The following is an 18,770-nucleotide window of genomic DNA, read 5'->3' on the forward strand; positions in this document are numbered from 1 at the left end:
TCTTCTACTATTTTCGCTTATATTCCTGTGGCGTTATGCCGCTCCAGCGCTTGAATGTTTGACTGAAAAACTTGGGATCATCATAACCGACTAGCCTGCTGATCTCGCTAATTTTTCTGTATCCTCCATCCAAAAGCTCCTTTGCTTTATTCATACGAATCCGAACGATGTAATCAGAGAAGTTAAAGCCGGTTTCCGCTTTGAACAGCTTCGATAAATATCCGATGCTCACATGATAGCGCACGGCGAAATCCCCGAGGTGGATCTTCTCGCTGTAATGCTGCTGCACAAAATCCATGAGGGCAGGAATAATTTGTTTAGGCTGAGGCGTCGTTTGTTCATTAGCGGACATCATGCCCATTAACCGATCAGAGATCCATTGCTGGAGCATAGCTTCATCCCGGCATGTTTTTAAATAATCGTATACGGAATCTGTACTGATCGCGTTTTTTCCATTGCGTTTGCCAGTCAGCGTATATTTCAGCGCATACAAGAAATCGGAAAGCAGCTCTGACACTTGCTTCAACGTTATGCCATCGCGCCGAAGGCCATCCAGCATACGGCGCAGCTCCAGCTGCAGCTTCGCATAATCCGATTCTCGGATATGCAGTTCAATGCGCCTTGCGCTATCCCAGAACGATTCTGTTTGATTGTTAACCGTAAGCGGCATAAACGTAGCTTCTCCTATGCGAACCTGCTGCTCTATCAGCTCTAGACAAACACGGTAAGTGTCTTTCATAGATTCGCCTGCTATGGGCATACGGTAAGAAGTATGGATAACGATTTTTTCCTGCTCGCGACAGAAGTCGTGTATGCCCTTTACTTTTTGCCGGATATCGCTCTCCCGATCTGAGGCTTCGGCAGAAAGAAGAATAACTCGAATATGTCCGTCCATGTCAAAACAATTAGCTGAGGAATGAACCTTTTGTCGCAGCCATGCGGTTACAGCTTCCGTTGAAGTTTCCATTTGCGGCCATAGATACGGGCTATTCCAATTCTCTAGAAGCATGACTATCATGAGCCACTGCGACGATCCATTCTTGCTGTCTGCATCCTCCCTGCCTTTAATTCCCCTTATCATCCCAGCTAAGGTCAAATCGAGCACATTACGGCTCTTTACTTTCTCCTTGTAGACAGCATCTATTAGCCGATCTACTGCAGCATGCAGCTCGCCAGCTGGCACAGGCTTTAATAAATACTCTTTAGCTCCTAGCTTGAGCGCGCTTCTTGCATATTCAAAGTCGTTATAGCCACTGAGCATGATGGTTTGTACTTGTGGATATTGAGCAATTAATTGTTCGATTACTTCCAATCCATCCACACCTGGCATCCGAATATCCGTAATTACAATATCAGGAGCATAATGTCCTGAAAGGGCATGGGCAAGCGCATCTTCACCGTTGTCAAAGCTGATGATGCAATGCTCTTTCTCGTAGGGCTTCATAAGGTGCAAGAGTTCATCCATCGCAAGCCATTCGTCTTCAATCAGGATGATGTTCATTGATTTCTTCCTTCCCATGCCATATAAGCGGCAGCCTAAGAGTCATAACTGTTCCACCTGATTGGGCATTAGTACATATGAGGCCGTACTCTGTGCCATATAGCAGTTGCAATCGCTTCTGGATGTTCACAAGCGCAATTCCCAAATGCTCCTCGTCTGCATTCGGTCCATGCATATGGGCCTCCTCGAAACGTTTTCGAAGCTTCTCTAGAACCTCTGCCCTCATGCCCATCCCATTATCCGAGACGGCAATCTCCAGTATATCTCCGAGCGCTCTCACTCTTACGGTTATCAGACCGCCAGACTTCCGGTTCTCCAGTCCGTGAACGACGGCATTCTCCACCAGCGGCTGAATCATGAGACGCAGCACTTGCACTTTATAAAGCTCTTCAGGGATGTCTTTCTCGAACGAAAACCGGTCGCGGAATCGATATTTCTGAATCTTAATGTAACTCTCGACTAGATTCAGCTCCTCCGTAAGCTCGACGGTTCGATTCCAATCATATAGGCTGTAACGGAATAAATGGGCTAACGATTCGGTCACCTCTACGACGTCTTCCGATGCACCTTTTCTTCCTAGCGATTTCAATATCGTTAACGTATTGAAGAGGAAATGAGGGTTAATCTGTGCTTGCAACGCAATGAGACGTGCTTCCTTTTCCCGGATTTCTGCAACATACACTTTGGCAATCATATCCTGCAAGCTATCTAGCATTTGATTGAACACTTTACCAAGAAGGCCGATCTCATTACGGTTGCCCTGATTGTCCAATCGAACGGTAAAATCCCCACGTTCTACGTGACGCATCGTTATAATCATTTTTCTAAGCGGTTTGGTAATGCCCGTTGCTATAAGCCATCCGACGACAACGACAAGCATAAGCATCGCGATCTCGATCCAAAATACAGTATTTCGAATATGATTCAGCTGTTTTGTAATCGAATCCATCGGCGTCAAAATCAAGGTTGTCCATTTCGTATAATTGGATCGGTCCAGGCCATATAGATATGGCTTCCCCTGCCAATTGATCGTGCCCGTATCGCTGAAACGAGGCAGATCGGACATTTGAATGCCGGGCAAGGATTTTCCGGTGAGTGTGTCGTGAATGTCATATACAACCTGGCCGTCATCCGTCACGACGAAAAGCATAGCATTTGAAACATTTTTATTTTCTTGAAACGACACCAAATCCTTGAACACGTCCGCATGAATATCAATTTTCATATAACCGATGTGCTTGCCAGTTGAAATATGGTTAATCGGACGAATGAGTGCGAAGACTTGTTCCCCCAGAAAGTTCGTTATCGTATTCTCCTTCATGGTCGGCCACAATAAAAAGGTAGAGCGCTTGTCCATCTCAAGCGGGTACCACGGCTCCTGCTCGATTGTATGCCCAATTGGCGGACTTCTTTTGGACCAAAAGTACGTTAATTCCAACTTCCGTGCGGTATAAAGATATATGCCTTGCACATCCGGCCATGAAATGGTCATATTCATGAGGTGCGCCGTTACTTGCTGGGCAAGTTCCGCTTGGTCGGCCGCTCGCAGTTCTTGCTCCATCCCTACCGTTTTTTGAACAATGGAATCATTGAAAACGGAAAGGGAAAGCTTTTCTAAATCCTCGGTATAAAGCTCTAGCGAGCGAGTTATTTGTGTGCTATTCGTGCTTAACAACTGGCGTGATTGCTTTACCAGTTCATTCACGCTGCTGTAATAATAGAATATCCCTGTCAAAATGAAAGAAAAGGCAAATAATACGGTAAAACTAATGACAAGCTTCGTTTTTAAATTCCATGTTTGCCAATGCTTCATAGCATCCTCAACTGCGGCATTATTTTTTAGCCCCCAATATGCGATTAGCGACTTACGGTGAATATTCATCCTTACGTTACTCTGATCCATAAATTAGCGTCAAGATAAATTTTCAACTAGCATTTGAGGTAGAGCATTGATCGTATACTGATCATCCTCTCTTGACTCCCTGAAGCCGTTCCAACTGGAAAAAGCATTACCATGAGCATGTCCTATGGAGGACTGCCTTCTGATAATGCCTATTCAAACCTTTCATTACCTACCAATCGTTGCATTACGATTATCCGAATCGATAGCTGAATAGCCCGCGGCGTGAATATGGCGTTAGGTACGATTACTGACTCCATGCCTTTACCTGCTCGCATGAAATGCATCCTCGTACATCTGAATCATGTCATTCACTTGCTCTAAATCAATGTCGTACATATCTAAAAATACATTCAACTCATGATACTCAGAATTGAAATTCTCATAAATGGCTTCGTTATGAAGATTGTTACCGTGCAATAGGTGAACGCACCACTTATAGACATACACGACACTCCGTGGGTGACCCCACTCGAAATTACTATCAACGGCTTTCTGCAAAAACTCTGATGCATTATTCCCCCAGCCCTCTGCTGCGAGTTTAAGAATATCTTCCCTCGCTTTAAAAACTCGGTTCTTCATCTCTGCTTCCGTTTGATTGGATAGGCAATAAATATGCAAAAACGCATGATAAAGCTTGTTATGACCCAAAATAGCACTATTCTTCTTCAACAAATGGATGGTCCGGCTTTGGCTTCTTGGCAAAATCCCTTTTGCCCAGTAAGTACCGAGCAGCATATCATTAAGCCCTAACCGCAAATGCGCAAGCGCCGTTTTGAAATTGCCCTCCGTCAATAATTTCTTAGCTTGAGCCAGCTTATCACCTGCATGTAATAGTGCTTCATCGGCTTTCATCTTTCTTATTCGCTCATGAAATAATAGAACATCATATCTTCGTTTAAAATGATGCAACAAACCTGTAGGATCATAAACGATCTTACATTTATAGATTTGTATCGGTATTTCTAGCATATTCGAATCTTCCAAATGATCAGTTTCAATAAACTTAACCATATCGTCCTTTTTGAGTTGAATAATTTCAACGCCCATTTCTTGTATGAAATTAAAATATTGAAAATCATCTAGGTAGTCATCAACCAAGATACAAAGTTCCAAGTCGGAATGCTTCCACGTTTCTCCTCGGCCAATGCTGCCACCGATTGCTACGCCTTGAATTCTTTCATCCTTTGAAAACTGATCGGCTATTTCAAACGCTGTATTATAAATCTTTGTCTTCCAATGCAACATCGACCACTCCTTAGCTGTTTCTTGTTATGGCTTTGTTGTAATTTCACCCATGTTGTTGCCTTCGCGAGGTCCATTCCACATAGATAGCCCTTATCTTAGGGGAATGGATCTGTTTGGCTCGTTCAACGTAGAGTCCAAGTCGATCTTAGCAAACCGACTAACGAAAGTTAAGCAGGCATACCTGGCGTTTCTTCAAAAACTGTTTTAGGCAGGCTAAGATCGTCAGCTATTTTGTCCTTCTAATGTAAATATCTCACCTTTATTCAGCTGAACGCTAGTTGACGTCTGATTGTATATAACGGCAAACGCAATCCGTTGATCTGCTGTTGCCGTGAGTATCGCTTTCGTAAGTTTGCCACCGCTGAAATAAATGTCAACGATAAGGCCATCCTTAGCGCGAAGCCCCCTTACATAGCCATCTTCGAATTCGTCTGGCAGAGCGGGCAAGAGCCAAATGGTATGATTGCCGTTTTGCAGAAACATCTCCGCAATACCGGCACAAGCACCAAAATTGCCGTCAATCTGGAAGGGAGGATGCGCATCGAATAGATTGGCATACGTCCCGCCGCCGTTAGAATAATCCGTTTCATTGGTATGCACATATTTGAGTTGGCGCTTTAAAAGTTTTAAAGCGTGGTTGCCGTCATGCAGTCTCGCCCAAACGTTAATCTTCCAGCCTAGACTCCAGCCTGTGCCGTCATCTCCCCTTAACTTAAGCGTTGTCCGGCACGCTTCCGCCAATTCAGGAGTATCCGTAACGTTTATCTCATGCCCGGGATGCAAAGGGTACAGATGCGAAATATGCCTATGGTCCGGCTCAGCTTCTTGGAATTCTTCGTTCCATTCCAATAGCTGCCCTTTACTTCCGATTTGGTAGGGAAACAGCCGTTCTGCCTTTTCCTGCAATTGGGCCGAGAACGCTGCATCTACGTTCAGCAGCTTTGAGCTTTGAATACAATTACGGAATATTTCTCTCACAATGGCCATCGTCATCGTTGTTGTCTTCGCAACATTGCTGGTTTGGCCATCGATGATAAAAGCGTTCTCCGGTGAAGTCGATGGAGAAAGAATAAGGTAGCCATCCTCGTCCTCTACCAGCAGATCGACGTAAAATTGCGCTGCGCTTTTCATAATCGGGTAAGCTGTTTCTTGCAAAAAAGCGTGATCCAATGTGTATTCATAATGCTCGAACAAATGCTGGCATAACCATCCCGACGACATTGGCCAGAACGCATAACCCGCGGTGCCGCGGCTTTTATTGCCAACGGGACTTGAATGCCCCCAAATATCGACGTTGTGATGCGCGGTAAACCCACTTGCATTGTAGTGCGTTTGGGCAGTAACCGAGCCTGTTACTTTCAACACGTTAATAAGGTCAAATAACGGTCGGTGCAATTCGGATAGGTTCGTTATTTCTGCTGGCCAGTAGTTCATTTGGGTATTGATGTTTACGGTATAATTCGAACTCCAAGGCGGCCGAAGCTCCTTATTCCAAATCCCTTGCAAATTGGCCGGCATCGTTCCTTCTCTCGAACTTGCGATCAGCAAATATCGACCGTATTGGAAAATTAGCGTATATAAACCCTTATCATCCTGAGTCTCTCCAAATTTCTTCAATCTTTCATTCGTTGGGATGTGATAATAAATATCTTCCCCAAGATGAATATCCACTCTATCATACAGCCTTTTATAATCCGCCACGTGTTTTTGCTTCATTTCATCATAGCCTTGAAGGCGAACCTGCTGCCAATCGGTTTCACAGTTTGCTTTGTAGTCTTTTCCGTCGAGGAAAGGAAGCTTATCGAAGCCATTAAAGCTTGATCGAACGCATATTTTAATGACAACACTGTCCGCCATAGCCACCTCAATGGCATTCGTCGTAGTGGCAACGCTGCCGCCAACAGCTTCAATTGCGGCAATGGTTCGGAATGATATGCCTTTCTTCCGATCATCCGTCTCGTAAATAATCGGATTGCCCGAATTCACATAGTTAGGGTCTACATGCGACGGGCAGAGTCCGTCAAGAATAACGCGATGGTCTTGAACACTTATCGAATGTTGTAATTGACTATTTAAGGTCATATGGAAGCTAATCGATCGGGATTGTTGCGCGCTAAGCTTAATGACCATGCACTGGTCTACCGCAGAAATAAAAGCTTCGCGATGGTAGCGTACTCCTTGATGCTCAAAAGAAGTTTTGGTTACGGCAGTGTCCACACTCAGTTCTCGGAAGTAATCCGATACTAAACTTCGATCAATATGGCTGAAGCTCAGCTGCAAATCGCCTAATGGCATATAAGACTGGGTAAAGGGCCCTAGCATATGATCCTCAATCAGTTCCTGCCCTTCTTTGTACTTCCCCTTGTTGATAAGGCTCATTGCTTCAGTATAATAATGGCTAGCTCCTGGTACGTTAGTATTCTGGGGATAACCGGACCACAGCGTATCTTCGTTCAACATAATCGTATCCATATCCGGTTGCCCGAATAGCATGGCGCCGATTCTGCCGTTCCCTAACGGTAATGCTTCAACCCATTCGCTTGCAGGCTCTTGATACCATAATCTTGTAGGTTTATTTGATTGTAAGGACATTAGCAGCCTCCGTTTGTCGTTTCATTTATCGTTATTCTTTTTTCCATAATTAGGTTGACACTCTGACGCCATTAATGACCTGCCTTATTCATTAATTGTAGGATTACCCTTCCGTTCCTGCCAGTGGGTTATATTGACTTTGCGGTATCTTCCCTTTACCTTGCCAAAACAGAGTGTAGCGCTATTCGAACATAGACCAATCCTTTGTTTTCCGAAGCACCTCCAGCCGGAAGGCCGATGGCCACGCGACAAGCCACTCCGAAACGTGAAAAGCATTTTTCCACCGGGTGTGATAGAAACCTTCATCTTGGCTGCCGGCAGGGCGAAGTTTACCCATCATGACCAGATTTCCATCCGAAATGCCTTGCGACGCATTTGACCAGACGGCTAGTGCACGCTCGCGCCATATTGAATTTCCAGTAATATCCGATAAACGAATCCAATCCTCTACAAACGCCAAGGCGTAAGAATCGAGATGATGATGCTGTGTCGATACGGCAGTTCCTCCAAACGTATCATAGCCAATCCTGGCTAATTCGCTATCTTCCGGATAATTCACAGTATAATGCCATTGCCAAGAAGACAAATACCAAGCGGCAAGTTCAGCCCACTCCAGGTACTCTGCGTTTTCCGTCATTTCGTATAACGACAGACCCGCTTTGAGCAGAGGAATCGCTGATTCCTTATCAATGCAGTAGGTATCAAGCGCGCCTCCCGTTGTGTAGCCTTTCTCTATTAATTCCGAGATATAATAGCGGTATCCCTTTTCTGCCGCTTCCAAATACTCGCGTTTGTTCGTTAATCGGAATGCCATGACAAGGGGAGGAATTAAAAAACAACCGACGGTCCCGTTTGGATCAACGATATCGCCTTCATTCGACCAGGTTTTTCCGATCTGTCCGTTTAGCGCTTGCTTCCTTACAGCAAAATCACATATTCCTAATGCCGTTTCCAAATATTCGGGTCTTTCTGCTCCGCATTTCCTTGCTAATGCTTCCGCTTCCATGAAGTTCATAGCGGCAGTGCCTAGGTTGCAAGCATCCTGTACTTCGCTTTCACGCGATTTAAACAGGACATAATCGTAATGGCAGTGAATTAAACCATTCTTCATTCTCGCATGCCCTGTCCAACAATCAAGCACGGCAAGACCTTTACGAAGGGATTCCTCATTGCCAGATTTTAAATAATCAAATAAAAAAGAGTTGGCATACGAAGCGTTCTGGCCGCACCAACCGATTTCATAGTGCCGGATCTGTTCCCATCCCGAACCGTTATGCATAAGCCCGATGCATAAGCCTTCAAATAATCCATCGTTGACCCATAACGACTGCTGCGCAAAGGTCAAGCTTAGTTCCCATATTCGTACAGGTGAATGCTTAGGACGCATAGGCTTACGGTTCAGCGTCCATGCCTCTTCAAGCATTTTGTGCCAAGCTTTTTTAGGCTGCTCTACAGGAGCTACGACCAAGTACGCCGTCATCGTCACCTGTTCCCCAGGCATAAGATGCAGTTCAGTCGATAGCGCTTCTCCATATGTATCCCTGTCCTTATAAACAAGTGGAGCCTCCTCTTCAGGCCATATTAAGCGATGAATGACACGCTCCTCTTCCCTCTCTAACGAGCAAGAAAATCGCTGCTGCTGAAAATCAGTGCTTCCGAATAAGGCCACTGACCAAGCATGGCCTTCCGTGTACGTCGCTCCTGCTACTGCCGTACGGTGCCAAGCAAATGTCCATGGCTCTCCGTTTATGGATAAACCTCTGGGCTCGTTCCCCTTTCCCCAAGCATTCCCATTGTAAGAAACTGACGGAATCATAAAATAATGCAGCTCATAATGAGCCGCAAAGTCCATGGTCAGCCTATAGCTTGCCTTATCTTTCTTGTTAGCCGTAAATGTCCGCTTCCATATAAATAAACCGTCCCTTACCGTTTCGATATGGTCTTCATAGATAACCTCATCCGATTGAGACGGTATCATTTCACCGATAACTCGTTGTTCATACCACAATTGCAGGTTATTTTTATTGCGCCAACTTAGCTTATCAGTAAGCACGATATTCATAGACTCCTTTTCATCCCCTTAGGAATGCGCTCGCTTTCGTTCCATTAAAAAGTAGCGCTTCTGTCCGTGCTTTCGCGAAATCCTGTAAGGAAGATTTATCTTTTTCCTTTTATTACCGTTTACTTCTTCTATGCAAGCGTCTCTATCTCATAGAGACGCTTGCATAGCGGCAAGTCACTAATTCTTATCCCGATTTATTTGGAAATCGAGGAAGAATCGTAAGCCTTTTGCATAGTTTCCAGGTAACCTTCTAGGTTTAACGAATCTAAACCTTTCACATAAGCATCCCAATCCTTATCTAGGTTTTTCGCACCGGTTACGAATTGAAGTGCATTTTGATCGATATAATCCTTAATGTTCGTTTGCATCATGCTTACTTCATCTGCGTGTGCAGGGTCTGTCCATAAAGCCCAGTGCGGGAATATCTCCTTTGGCTGCTTTCCTTCAAATAGGTAAGTAGCTTCTTGAAGTCGGCGTTCGTATCCGTTACTGGCATAAATATCAGTTCCTTGCACGGCAGCATCCCGAAAAGCTTTGTGCTGATTGTACTGTGCCATCGGCCCCCAGACATTGCGCGGCTCTTCGCCTGTCTTAACCGGGATTTCAGCATAAAGCGGCGTTACTTGCTCATTAAGGGCAATGTCTCCTTCCTTCGGCTTCGTCCATCCTACATTTTCTTCACCGAATATACCCTGCATCGATCCTTCTTCCGTATAGATCCAATCCAACATTTTAATAGCCGCAATTTGAACTTCTTTACTTGCTTTGTTCGTCAACACGAAAGACGCACCTGGATCAACCGGGTAGTTAAACGTAGCATAATTAGCATAGGGACCCTGCAGTGGAGCAATTGGATTGTAGTCTTTGCCATACGGGCCATCCTGCGCGGTGTTAATAAAAATAGCAGGATGCATGCCAGCCCCGGCTCCGAGCAGTTCTGCGTCAGCATTATCGCCGATTTTTTTGAATGCTTCGGCATTTTGCGTAAATGCCCCTGGATCAATCAGTTCTTCGTCATACAGTGACTTGACATAAGCCAAGCCTTCTTTCCATTCTGGCTTGTTGGCAGCCAAACTCACTTTACCGTCAACGATGTTCAAATAGGTTCTGTCGTCGTTATAGATGAAGCCATTCATTAGGTACGGAATGATGTGCACGCCGAATGGTTCGGTGGAGCCGCTTAGCGGTACTTCATCAGCTTTGCCATTGCCATTCGGGTCTTTCGTTTTGAATGATTTCAATACGTTCTTAAACTCTTCCGTCGTTTTCGGTTCTTCCAGGCCTAACTTCTCCAGCCATTTCGTGTTTATCCACATTTTGTTCGGGTAAGAGCAGTGGAAACACTCATTTAAGCCGGTCAAACCATAGATATTACCGTCCGGTGCCGTGTTCATCGCCTTATAATATTCATTATTATCTAGCGTTGCCTTGATGTTTGGCGCATATTGTTCAATTAACTCGTTCAGCGGCAAGACAACTCCTTGTTGGCCGAACTTTAGCAAATCCGTTTGCGAGAATCTATCCACCCACGGAATAAGCATGTATAGGTCCGGATAATCCCCGCTGGCAAGAGAAATTTGCCTTTTCTCGGCAGCGCCATCGAATGGTACTGTTGTCCATTTAAATGTAAGATTGAATTTTTCTTCAAGCAGTTTAGTGAATGTACTCGTTGCCAAATTGGTGTCCGTGCCCTGCTGCGCAAAGACAGAGATTGTTACTAAAGGATTGCTCTCGCCGCTTGCATTAGTAGCGTCATTGTTTGAATTGTTCACTTCTGCATGATTTCCGCCGTTTGAACAGCCTGCCAAGATAAGACTGAGAATCAGCACACATGCCGTTATCGTTGTCCATGTTCTTTTCAAAGTAACCTCTCCCTTATTCAAATTTGTTTAACCCCCAAACACAAAGCCCAGTCCGCGAATAGCCGTTTTCCTACATCGGAATTCCCCCTTTCGGTAACCTCTTTTACCCTTTTACCGAGCCGATTAGCATGCCTTGGACGAAGAAACGCTGTACGAACGGGTAGATAACGAGCACCGGCAGACTCGCGACGACAATGAGCGAGTACTTCATCAGCTCAACCATTTGTTGTCTTTTTACCATTTCGCCGGCATCGACGGTACCTGCCCCGTTATTGAGAACTAGAATGCTTCGCAAAATCAACTGCAGTGGATAAATCGATTGCGTTTTCAAATAAATCAATGCGTCGAAGTAAGCGTTCCACTGCCCGACTGCGTACATAAGAGACAAAACCGCAATGATTGGCTTGGCAAGAGGAACAATAACGCTAAAGATGAAACGCCAGTCGCTGCAACCATCAATTTCGGCTGCTTCTCCCAGCTCGTCTGGAATCGAAGTTTGGAAAAATGTCCGCGCAATGATGACCTGCCAAACCCAGACCGCACTCGGGATTAGAAGCGCCCAACGCGTGTCGATCATTCCAAGCGACTTTACAACCAGATAGGTAGGTATTAGCCCTCCAGAAAACAACATCGTAAACGTAATGAACATCATCACCGAATTGCGCCCATAAAAGGTCTTCTTCGACAACGGGTAGGCGATCATAATCGTAAGAACCACACTAATTAATGTACCGAACACTGTATAAAACAAGGAATTCGCATAACCTTGCAGAACCTGTTCGTTTTTAAACACCGTCTTATATCCGTCCAGCGTCATATCCATCGGCCAGAGCCATACGCGACCAGAGGATACGGCCTCAGGACTACTTAAGGATGAGCTCAGAATATAAACGAGCGGATAGAGAACCAGGAGGAGGACAATCGTTAAAAGCACATATATCATTCCAAGGAAAATGCGGTCTCCCATCGATTCCTTTATTGTTTTTTTCACGGCAATCATAAACTTCCCTTCCTCTCCATTAGCTTTACCATAGGCTGGTTCTGAAAACTCGTTTCGCGACTGTGTTAACCACTAAAAGCAAAACAAGGTTTACTACGGAGTTGAAAAGCCCTACAGCGGTTGCGAAGCTGTAATTGGCGTTCAACAACCCGATCTTATACACGTAAGTCGAAATAATCTCCGATGTAGACAGATTTAGCGGGTTTTGCAGCAGATACATCTTTTCGAATCCAATCGCCATAATATTGCCTACGCTAAGAATCAAAATGATAACGGCAGCGGGCATCAAGCCAGGAAGATCAACGTTTATGATTTTCTGAAAACGAGAAGCTCCGTCGACTTTCGCCGCCTCATATAGGGAAGGATCAACGCCTGCAAGCGCCGCTAAATAGATGACGGCCGAATAGCCCGCGGTTTGCCATACATCAGAAAATACATAAATGGACCGAAACCAACTCGCATCGCCCAGAAAATTGATTGAATCGATTCCAACTGCATGCAAGATTGTATTGATAATTCCAAGCCGAGGTGCGAGAAATAGCATGATGATCGAAACCATGACAACAGTCGAGATGAAGTATGGCGCATAGGTTACCAGCTGAACCGTACGTTTGAAACGCGCGCTTTTAATTTCGTTGAGCGCTAATGCAAGCAAGATCGGTATCGGAAAACTAACGGCGAGCTGAAACAAAGAAATACTCAATGTGTTTTTGATTAAAGGCAGGAATGACGGGTTATGGAAAAACATTTCAAAATATTTCGTGCCGACCCATGGGCTTCCCCAAATGCCTTTGATGACGTTGTAATTTTTAAATGCGAGCACCGCATTAGCAAGCGGAACATATTTGAAGACGAGAAAATAAAGCACTACCGGAAATACCAATAGGTATAGCTGCCAATGTCTCTTTACACTCTTCTTCGCTGACTGCCAATGATACGATGCTTTTCCTTTAGTCTTCCAAACCCTCTTCCTTATGACTACAGTCTCCAGAAAAACCACCCTCCCCCATTTAATTGTTAGTGGTGTGCCCACTAAAATGATAGCGCTTTCTTAAGCCATATCTTAAAATAATGGTTCGCATTCCGTAAAGGTACAATGAGATTTCTACCGTACAATGACCCCAAACCGCCCATAAACATTGATATCTTAACGTTTTCTGCTGCCTATGAAATACGAAAGACCCGTCCGGAGACAGGTCTTAGGTTAATTCACTGATTTTCGATACGAGCTTGGCGAGACCCCTTTCACACGCTTAAAGGCTCGCCGGAAGGAGTGAGCGCTGTTGTATCCTACTTTGACCGTGATTTGATCAATCGTCAGAACGTTTTGGATCAATAATTCGGAAGCATGATCGATTCGAATCCGTTCGAGATAGTCAAACAGATTCTCACCCGTATGTTCCTTGAACAAATGGGAAATATCCTTCTCCGGCCGGCCAATCTTATCCGCAATGCAGTAAAGAGTCAGGTTAGCATCTCCAAATTCTTTCTCAATAAAATGAATGACTTCACGGACGGTTTCATGATGCAGCTCGAACTTCTTCTTCATGATCATGTCGCATATCGCTTCCATTATTGCTTCGAATTTCTCTCTAAGCAGAACGGCTCCGTCAATCGGAAGCGCCTGTACAATTTGATTTTTTACTTTCGCGGAAAACGTCTCGTCATGGTATGCCTTTTGGTCGATCAATTTGAGCAAAGTTCCTTTCAATTCAATAATGAATCTCTCTTTCATTTCGTACAAGAGCTCTCGCTCGACAAAGTTGCGCGTGAATAACTGCAGAAGAATCCGCTTTCCTTCCTCGATCTCGCCCGCTTTCAATGTATTCAGCAGACGATGCTCTAAATCAATGGGATAATCATACATGGCCGTATCCCTGATTGTATCCTGATACCAGGTAATTCCGGTATCTCCGATATAAACCGCATACTCAATCGCCTGTTTCGCTTCATCGAATGATTGGCTGATATCACGAAGATGCTGAAAGGGTAAACCTATTCCGATATGAACCGAAAGATGGAATTTAGCGTTGGCGATATCAACAATTTGATTCATTACACCATCTATATCGCTCCCCTGGCCGGTTTTCGGCTCATTCTCTTGGAAATAAATGATCGCGATTTTGTCAGTGCCCCAATCCGTAATGAGAAACGCTGAGTCAAGTTCATGTATGGCTTGCCTCATAATGATTCGCACTACGCTTAGTTCTTGGATAATTTCCTCTTTGTCGATATCACTGTAGCCGTTAATTTTTATAATGGCCAAATAGCCGTGCACACCTTTGAATTCAATGCCGGTTTGGGAAAAAGCCGCACTTATTTCTTCCTTGGAATGAATCTCGCCGACAAGCAATCTTTTAATAAAAGCATCGCGCAGCAACGGAAGCTGGTTATCCAGCTCCGTTTTCAGAAGCTTGTTGCTTACGATTAAATTAGAAATATTGCCCGTTATGAAGTCATATTCGTTTCGATCTCTCCCTCTTTCCAATCCGACCTGCTCGCTGAACACCTTTATTAAACGATTGATCGGCGCACTATTGCGATAGGCCAGTACCAGTCCAATTAAAAGGCCGAGCAGTAAAGCTCCTGCGGTGAAAACTCCCGTCACCTCTTTAATCTTATCTGCTTTCGCCATTAAAGCTTTCTGAGGAATCCCAGCCGTATACACCCATCCGCTCAGGTCCGAGCGAATTGAAATCAGCAGCAGCCCATTTTGCATCCGAATCTTGTCGTCTGACTCACCGGTGGGTATGTCGGCAAGTTTTGCAATGTCCTGTTCCTGAATTCCGTTAGACACTAGCGTGTTGCTCTTGTTGTCGGTAATAAAAGACCAACCGCCGTATTGTTTAAAGATATTGTCTAGCAGACTGCCAATCTTCTTCTCGTCAATGAGCACCACTACGTTAGCCATCGGTTTGTTGAAGCTATTCAAGGGAAGCGATTGCGCGAACGTGATGACCGTCGATTCCTTCCTGTTTCGGATGAAAGGCCGCTGGGGCATAATCTCGTTTTGATGATTCTTATTCAAAAGCGTCTCTTCCCACTGGCTGAAGGTCATTCCGGTATAATGATTCAGCTCAAAAAAGTGTTCAGGACGATGATAGATCGATTTTGGCGTAATAATTACATTATAATTACTTAGGTATATGTAGAAGTTGGATAGATAATCATTCGTTTGGCTGTAGCTAGTTATGTCGCGAGCTGTTTTCCATAATCCATAGACATTATAACGATTGTCTTTTTTTCGCTCACTGATCAATTGGCGCAGATCCTCGTTAATTGCCAACTGCTTCGTAAAACCTTCAACCTCCGCAAACCTTTGTTCCAATATTTCTTTGGTCTGGTTAAGTGTCATTAAGCTGTTGTCAATGAAAATCGATTCCGCGAAATTTAATGACGTTCTGTACGACGCGTAACCTGCAATGAGTGGGATTAGCAGCACGATAACATATGATATCAAAAAATTTCTAAATATCGGTGAGAAGCTGTGCCATTTCATAGAAACCCTCCCGGCGAGAAAGCGTATACAAAAAAAGTAAGCGTGAATCGCGCATATATGTAATTTGCAAAGGTTGATTCCGATTTGGATTTAGGATGTATATCTGAATGCGAAGCACATTAGACGGAGGAATTGCATTTTTTTGAATATTCCTATGTGTACCATTATAACGCATTCAGGTCTTTTTTTAAGCCTAGAAGCAGAAAAGCTTTTACTAGAGCTAATATCGGGATGAAATCCCACATCGGAGAGCGTATTGAAAGTTTCAAATTCTTAAGAACAAGCGAATGCTTCACTTTATAGTGAAGCATCTGCTTGTTCCATAACCGCATATTAAATTTTGCTAGATTTGTGAATGAAACGAATACGTACCCGAACCAACACGTACGAATAAATGGCCGTTTTTCTCCTCCATAACCTCAATATCCCGCACGGTATCAATTAATCTTCCGTTTTCTTTGATGTTACGAGCATCTATAGTAGAGATAGCAACAACGATAGATGCCGAAACAGGAACCGTCAAATGTAAAGCCAGCGTTCCATTATCCTCTTTCTTCCATAGAACATCCAGCTTTCCTTGCGGCAGCACTTGAGAGCCTTTGACCCAGTCTACCCCTTCCGCCAAATAAGGCTTGATAAGGAGAGTCTGCTCTTTTGTTCCGTCATAATCAATTGCAATGCCGGCAAGAGAGGAATAAAACCATTCCTCAATATGTCCCATCATAAAATGGTTCTGCGAATGGCCGTCTGTTGGCCCATCCCAATATTCAGTCAAACTGGAAGCTCCGTGTGCTACTTGATAGGCGTAATAAGGTTTCTTTGTTTGCTCCAGCATCTTCTGAATAATATCCGAGCGTTCCTTGCGGGTTAAGGCCATAAGGGTAAACCTATGCCCGATCTCACCGCTCGTAATCGCATAATCCCCTTGCTTCAAATTCCCGATAAGTGCTTCAAGTGCTGCTTCGTCCGTCTCAGGAGTCGTAAGCCCGACTGCAAGAGGCGCTGAGCTCGCTGTCTGGGTGCCCGTAGCGAAAAACTTTTGCTCCTCATTGAACCATTCCCGCTCGAATGCCCCTTTAACGTTAGCAGCGAGCTGTTCATAATGACATGCGTCCTGCTCCTTACCAAGCAAGCGAGCAATCTTGGACATTATGATGCCATCATAATAAAAAATGGCCGTTGCCGTTATGCCGATTGGCGTCTGATCCGAAGCACCGTCCAGGTTCTGCCATACATTTCCCCAATCCCCTAGCCCATGACGCACGATATAATCAGTTGATTTGGCATGCAAATATTCCACATAGCGCTTCATAGAATCATAATGCTCCGACAATAAGCGAAGATCGCCATTATACCAATTATAGTAATACCAAGGAGCAATGATGAATGCGCTTCCCCATTCAGGAGAATCACGAAATCCTTCTTCAAAGACAACATACTCTGGCGCTATGTCCGGCACAAGACCTTCTGTCGTCTGCGCTTCTCTCATATCCTTGAACATCTTTACATATAAAGCGGAGAGGTCGTAATTGTACATAATGGATGGCCCCATCAGATGGGACTCCTCCAGCCATCCCAGCTTCTCCCGGTGGGGGCAGTCGGTTAGCACGCTCTTCATATTGCTTAGAACCGCTTGCATAATGAGCTTATGAATGCCGTTCCAATCGTCTCTTGAGCACTCGAAGTCCCCGGTCGAAGTTAAATCTGGATAAATCATCTCACCAAGCATCTCCAGCACAATCGGCTTTCCATTCTGAGAGGCAGCTGCACCCAACGGCAAGCTCGCTTCAACAGTCTCGATTTGAACATATCTAAAGCCATCATAACTAAACCTTGGATACCAAACCTCTTCTCCTTCGCCCTTTAACGTGTAGGAAAAAGAACGTGGGGCACCCGTATATTCCTGACTTACTTTGCCTTGTTCGTCTAGCAATTCTCCAGGTACCAAACGGATCTTCATTCCCCGCGTGCCTTGTACGCGAAGATGCGGCCTACCTGAGAAATTTACGCCAAAATCATACACAAACACATCAGGTGTAGGCTCTGAAATAAGCTTTACTTCGTAGGTCTTCATGACTTTGTTGGCTGGGAATGGGTAGGATCGCAGTTTGCCACTAGGCGGTAAAACCAATGCTGTTCTTGCCCAATCGCCTGACGTCGTGAAATGCGGCCTATCCCAGCCTTGCTCCTCCAGCCTTGCATCATAATCTTCTCCTCCGTATACGCAGGAGAAATAAATGGGACCCGGTGCCATCTTCCATTCGGGACCGCTTGTGATCTGAAGCGTCTCTCCGTTTTCCAGTTCAATCTCAATCTGAATAATGGCTTTCGGCAGTCCATAGCTGCCCTTGAATTTCGTATAACGAGTACCTGTTACGTTATAGAACCCATTGCCAAGCATGATTCCAACTGCATTGCTGCCGCTGCGAATATGTTCCGTGACGTCGTATGTGCAGTAAAGGCAAGTATGGTCATAGTCGGTCCAGCCTGGCTCCAAAACATTGTCCGTTACCGAATCGCCATTTATCCGCAGCTCGAATTGGCCCAGACCGCATATATATGCCGTAGCCCGAACGACAGCATGGTCAACATCGAATTCATGACGGAGCAGCGGCATAGGTGTTACGTCTGAAGTACCGCCTTCTGGTGTCCAAGCTTGGGCGAGCGGCTCTGTAAGACCGATCCACTCGGCCTTCCAATCACTAGGATGAAGCAATCCCATACTCCATGAAGCGGCCTTGCTCCACTCGCTTTTGCGTCCGTTTCCGTCAACAATCCGTACTTTCCAGAAGTAACGGGCTCCGCTCCTAAGCTCACGGCCGTGATAGGGGATGGATGTATGCTCCTTTGAAATGACGACCCCGCTGTCCCACATGTCTGCTTTCTCCGGTTCCAGAACGTCCGGCTGGCTTGCGACTAAAATATGATAACCCGCCTGGAATAAACCACGTTCCATCGAATCGTTGTGGAATTTCCAGCTCAATGCGGGTTGGCCCGTTTCCAGACCAAGCGGATTAGGTGCATGCTCCGTTTGCAAGGAAATAACTACTATTGGACTTATAGACATGATTGTTCCTCCCAGTATCCATAAACATAGCCACTGGTA

Annotated in this window: 10 protein-coding genes; all 10 read right to left on the reverse strand. The window is 45.0% G+C overall.

Annotated elements, in window-relative coordinates:
• Window positions 1–7: 7 nt before the first annotated feature.
• A complete protein-coding gene (locus tag AC0YN3_RS25105; protein ID WP_475777661.1) occupies window positions 8–1,501 on the reverse strand; it encodes a response regulator transcription factor in 1,494 nt (497 codons plus the stop codon).
• Window positions 1,482–3,383 carry a cache domain-containing sensor histidine kinase gene (locus tag AC0YN3_RS25110; RefSeq protein WP_475777662.1) on the reverse strand — a complete coding sequence of 634 codons (1,902 nt, stop codon included), beginning with the start codon at window positions 3,381–3,383 and terminating at the stop codon, window positions 1,482–1,484. Before AC0YN3_RS25110 ends, AC0YN3_RS25105 begins: the two co-directional genes overlap by 20 nt.
• Window positions 3,384–3,665: 282 nt before the next feature.
• A complete protein-coding gene (locus tag AC0YN3_RS25115) occupies window positions 3,666–4,649 on the reverse strand; it encodes a nucleotidyltransferase domain-containing protein (protein ID WP_475777663.1) in 984 nt (327 codons plus the stop codon).
• 222 nt (window positions 4,650–4,871) lie between these two features.
• Entirely contained in the window at window positions 4,872–7,241 is a 2,370-nt protein-coding gene (locus tag AC0YN3_RS25120; RefSeq protein ID WP_475777664.1) for a glycoside hydrolase family 95 protein, read from the reverse strand.
• A 181-nt stretch (window positions 7,242–7,422) separates the two neighbouring features.
• Window positions 7,423–9,303: a hypothetical protein gene (locus AC0YN3_RS25125; protein ID WP_475777665.1), complete on the reverse strand. Its 1,881-nt coding sequence runs from the start codon at window positions 9,301–9,303 to the stop codon at window positions 7,423–7,425.
• Between the two features lie 194 nt (window positions 9,304–9,497).
• Window positions 9,498–11,165, reverse strand: coding sequence for a type 2 periplasmic-binding domain-containing protein (locus AC0YN3_RS25130; protein WP_475777666.1), 1,668 nt, complete (start codon window positions 11,163–11,165; stop codon window positions 9,498–9,500).
• 103 nt (window positions 11,166–11,268) lie between these two features.
• Window positions 11,269–12,165, reverse strand: a complete 897-nt coding sequence (locus AC0YN3_RS25135) for a carbohydrate ABC transporter permease (protein ID WP_475777667.1) — start codon at window positions 12,163–12,165, stop codon at window positions 11,269–11,271.
• Window positions 12,166–12,190: 25 nt separating this feature from the next.
• Window positions 12,191–13,048 (reverse strand): ABC transporter permease, encoded by an 858-nt coding sequence (locus AC0YN3_RS25140; RefSeq protein ID WP_475777668.1) that lies wholly within the window; start codon window positions 13,046–13,048, stop codon window positions 12,191–12,193.
• A 321-nt stretch (window positions 13,049–13,369) separates the two neighbouring features.
• Window positions 13,370–15,664 (reverse strand): helix-turn-helix domain-containing protein, encoded by a 2,295-nt coding sequence (locus AC0YN3_RS25145; RefSeq protein WP_475777669.1) that lies wholly within the window; start codon window positions 15,662–15,664, stop codon window positions 13,370–13,372.
• A 343-nt stretch (window positions 15,665–16,007) separates the two neighbouring features.
• Entirely contained in the window at window positions 16,008–18,731 is a 2,724-nt protein-coding gene (locus AC0YN3_RS25150) for a family 78 glycoside hydrolase catalytic domain (protein ID WP_475777670.1), read from the reverse strand.
• Window positions 18,732–18,770: the final 39 nt, after the last annotated feature.

It is taken from the genome of Paenibacillus sp. J22R232, assembly GCF_056269165.1.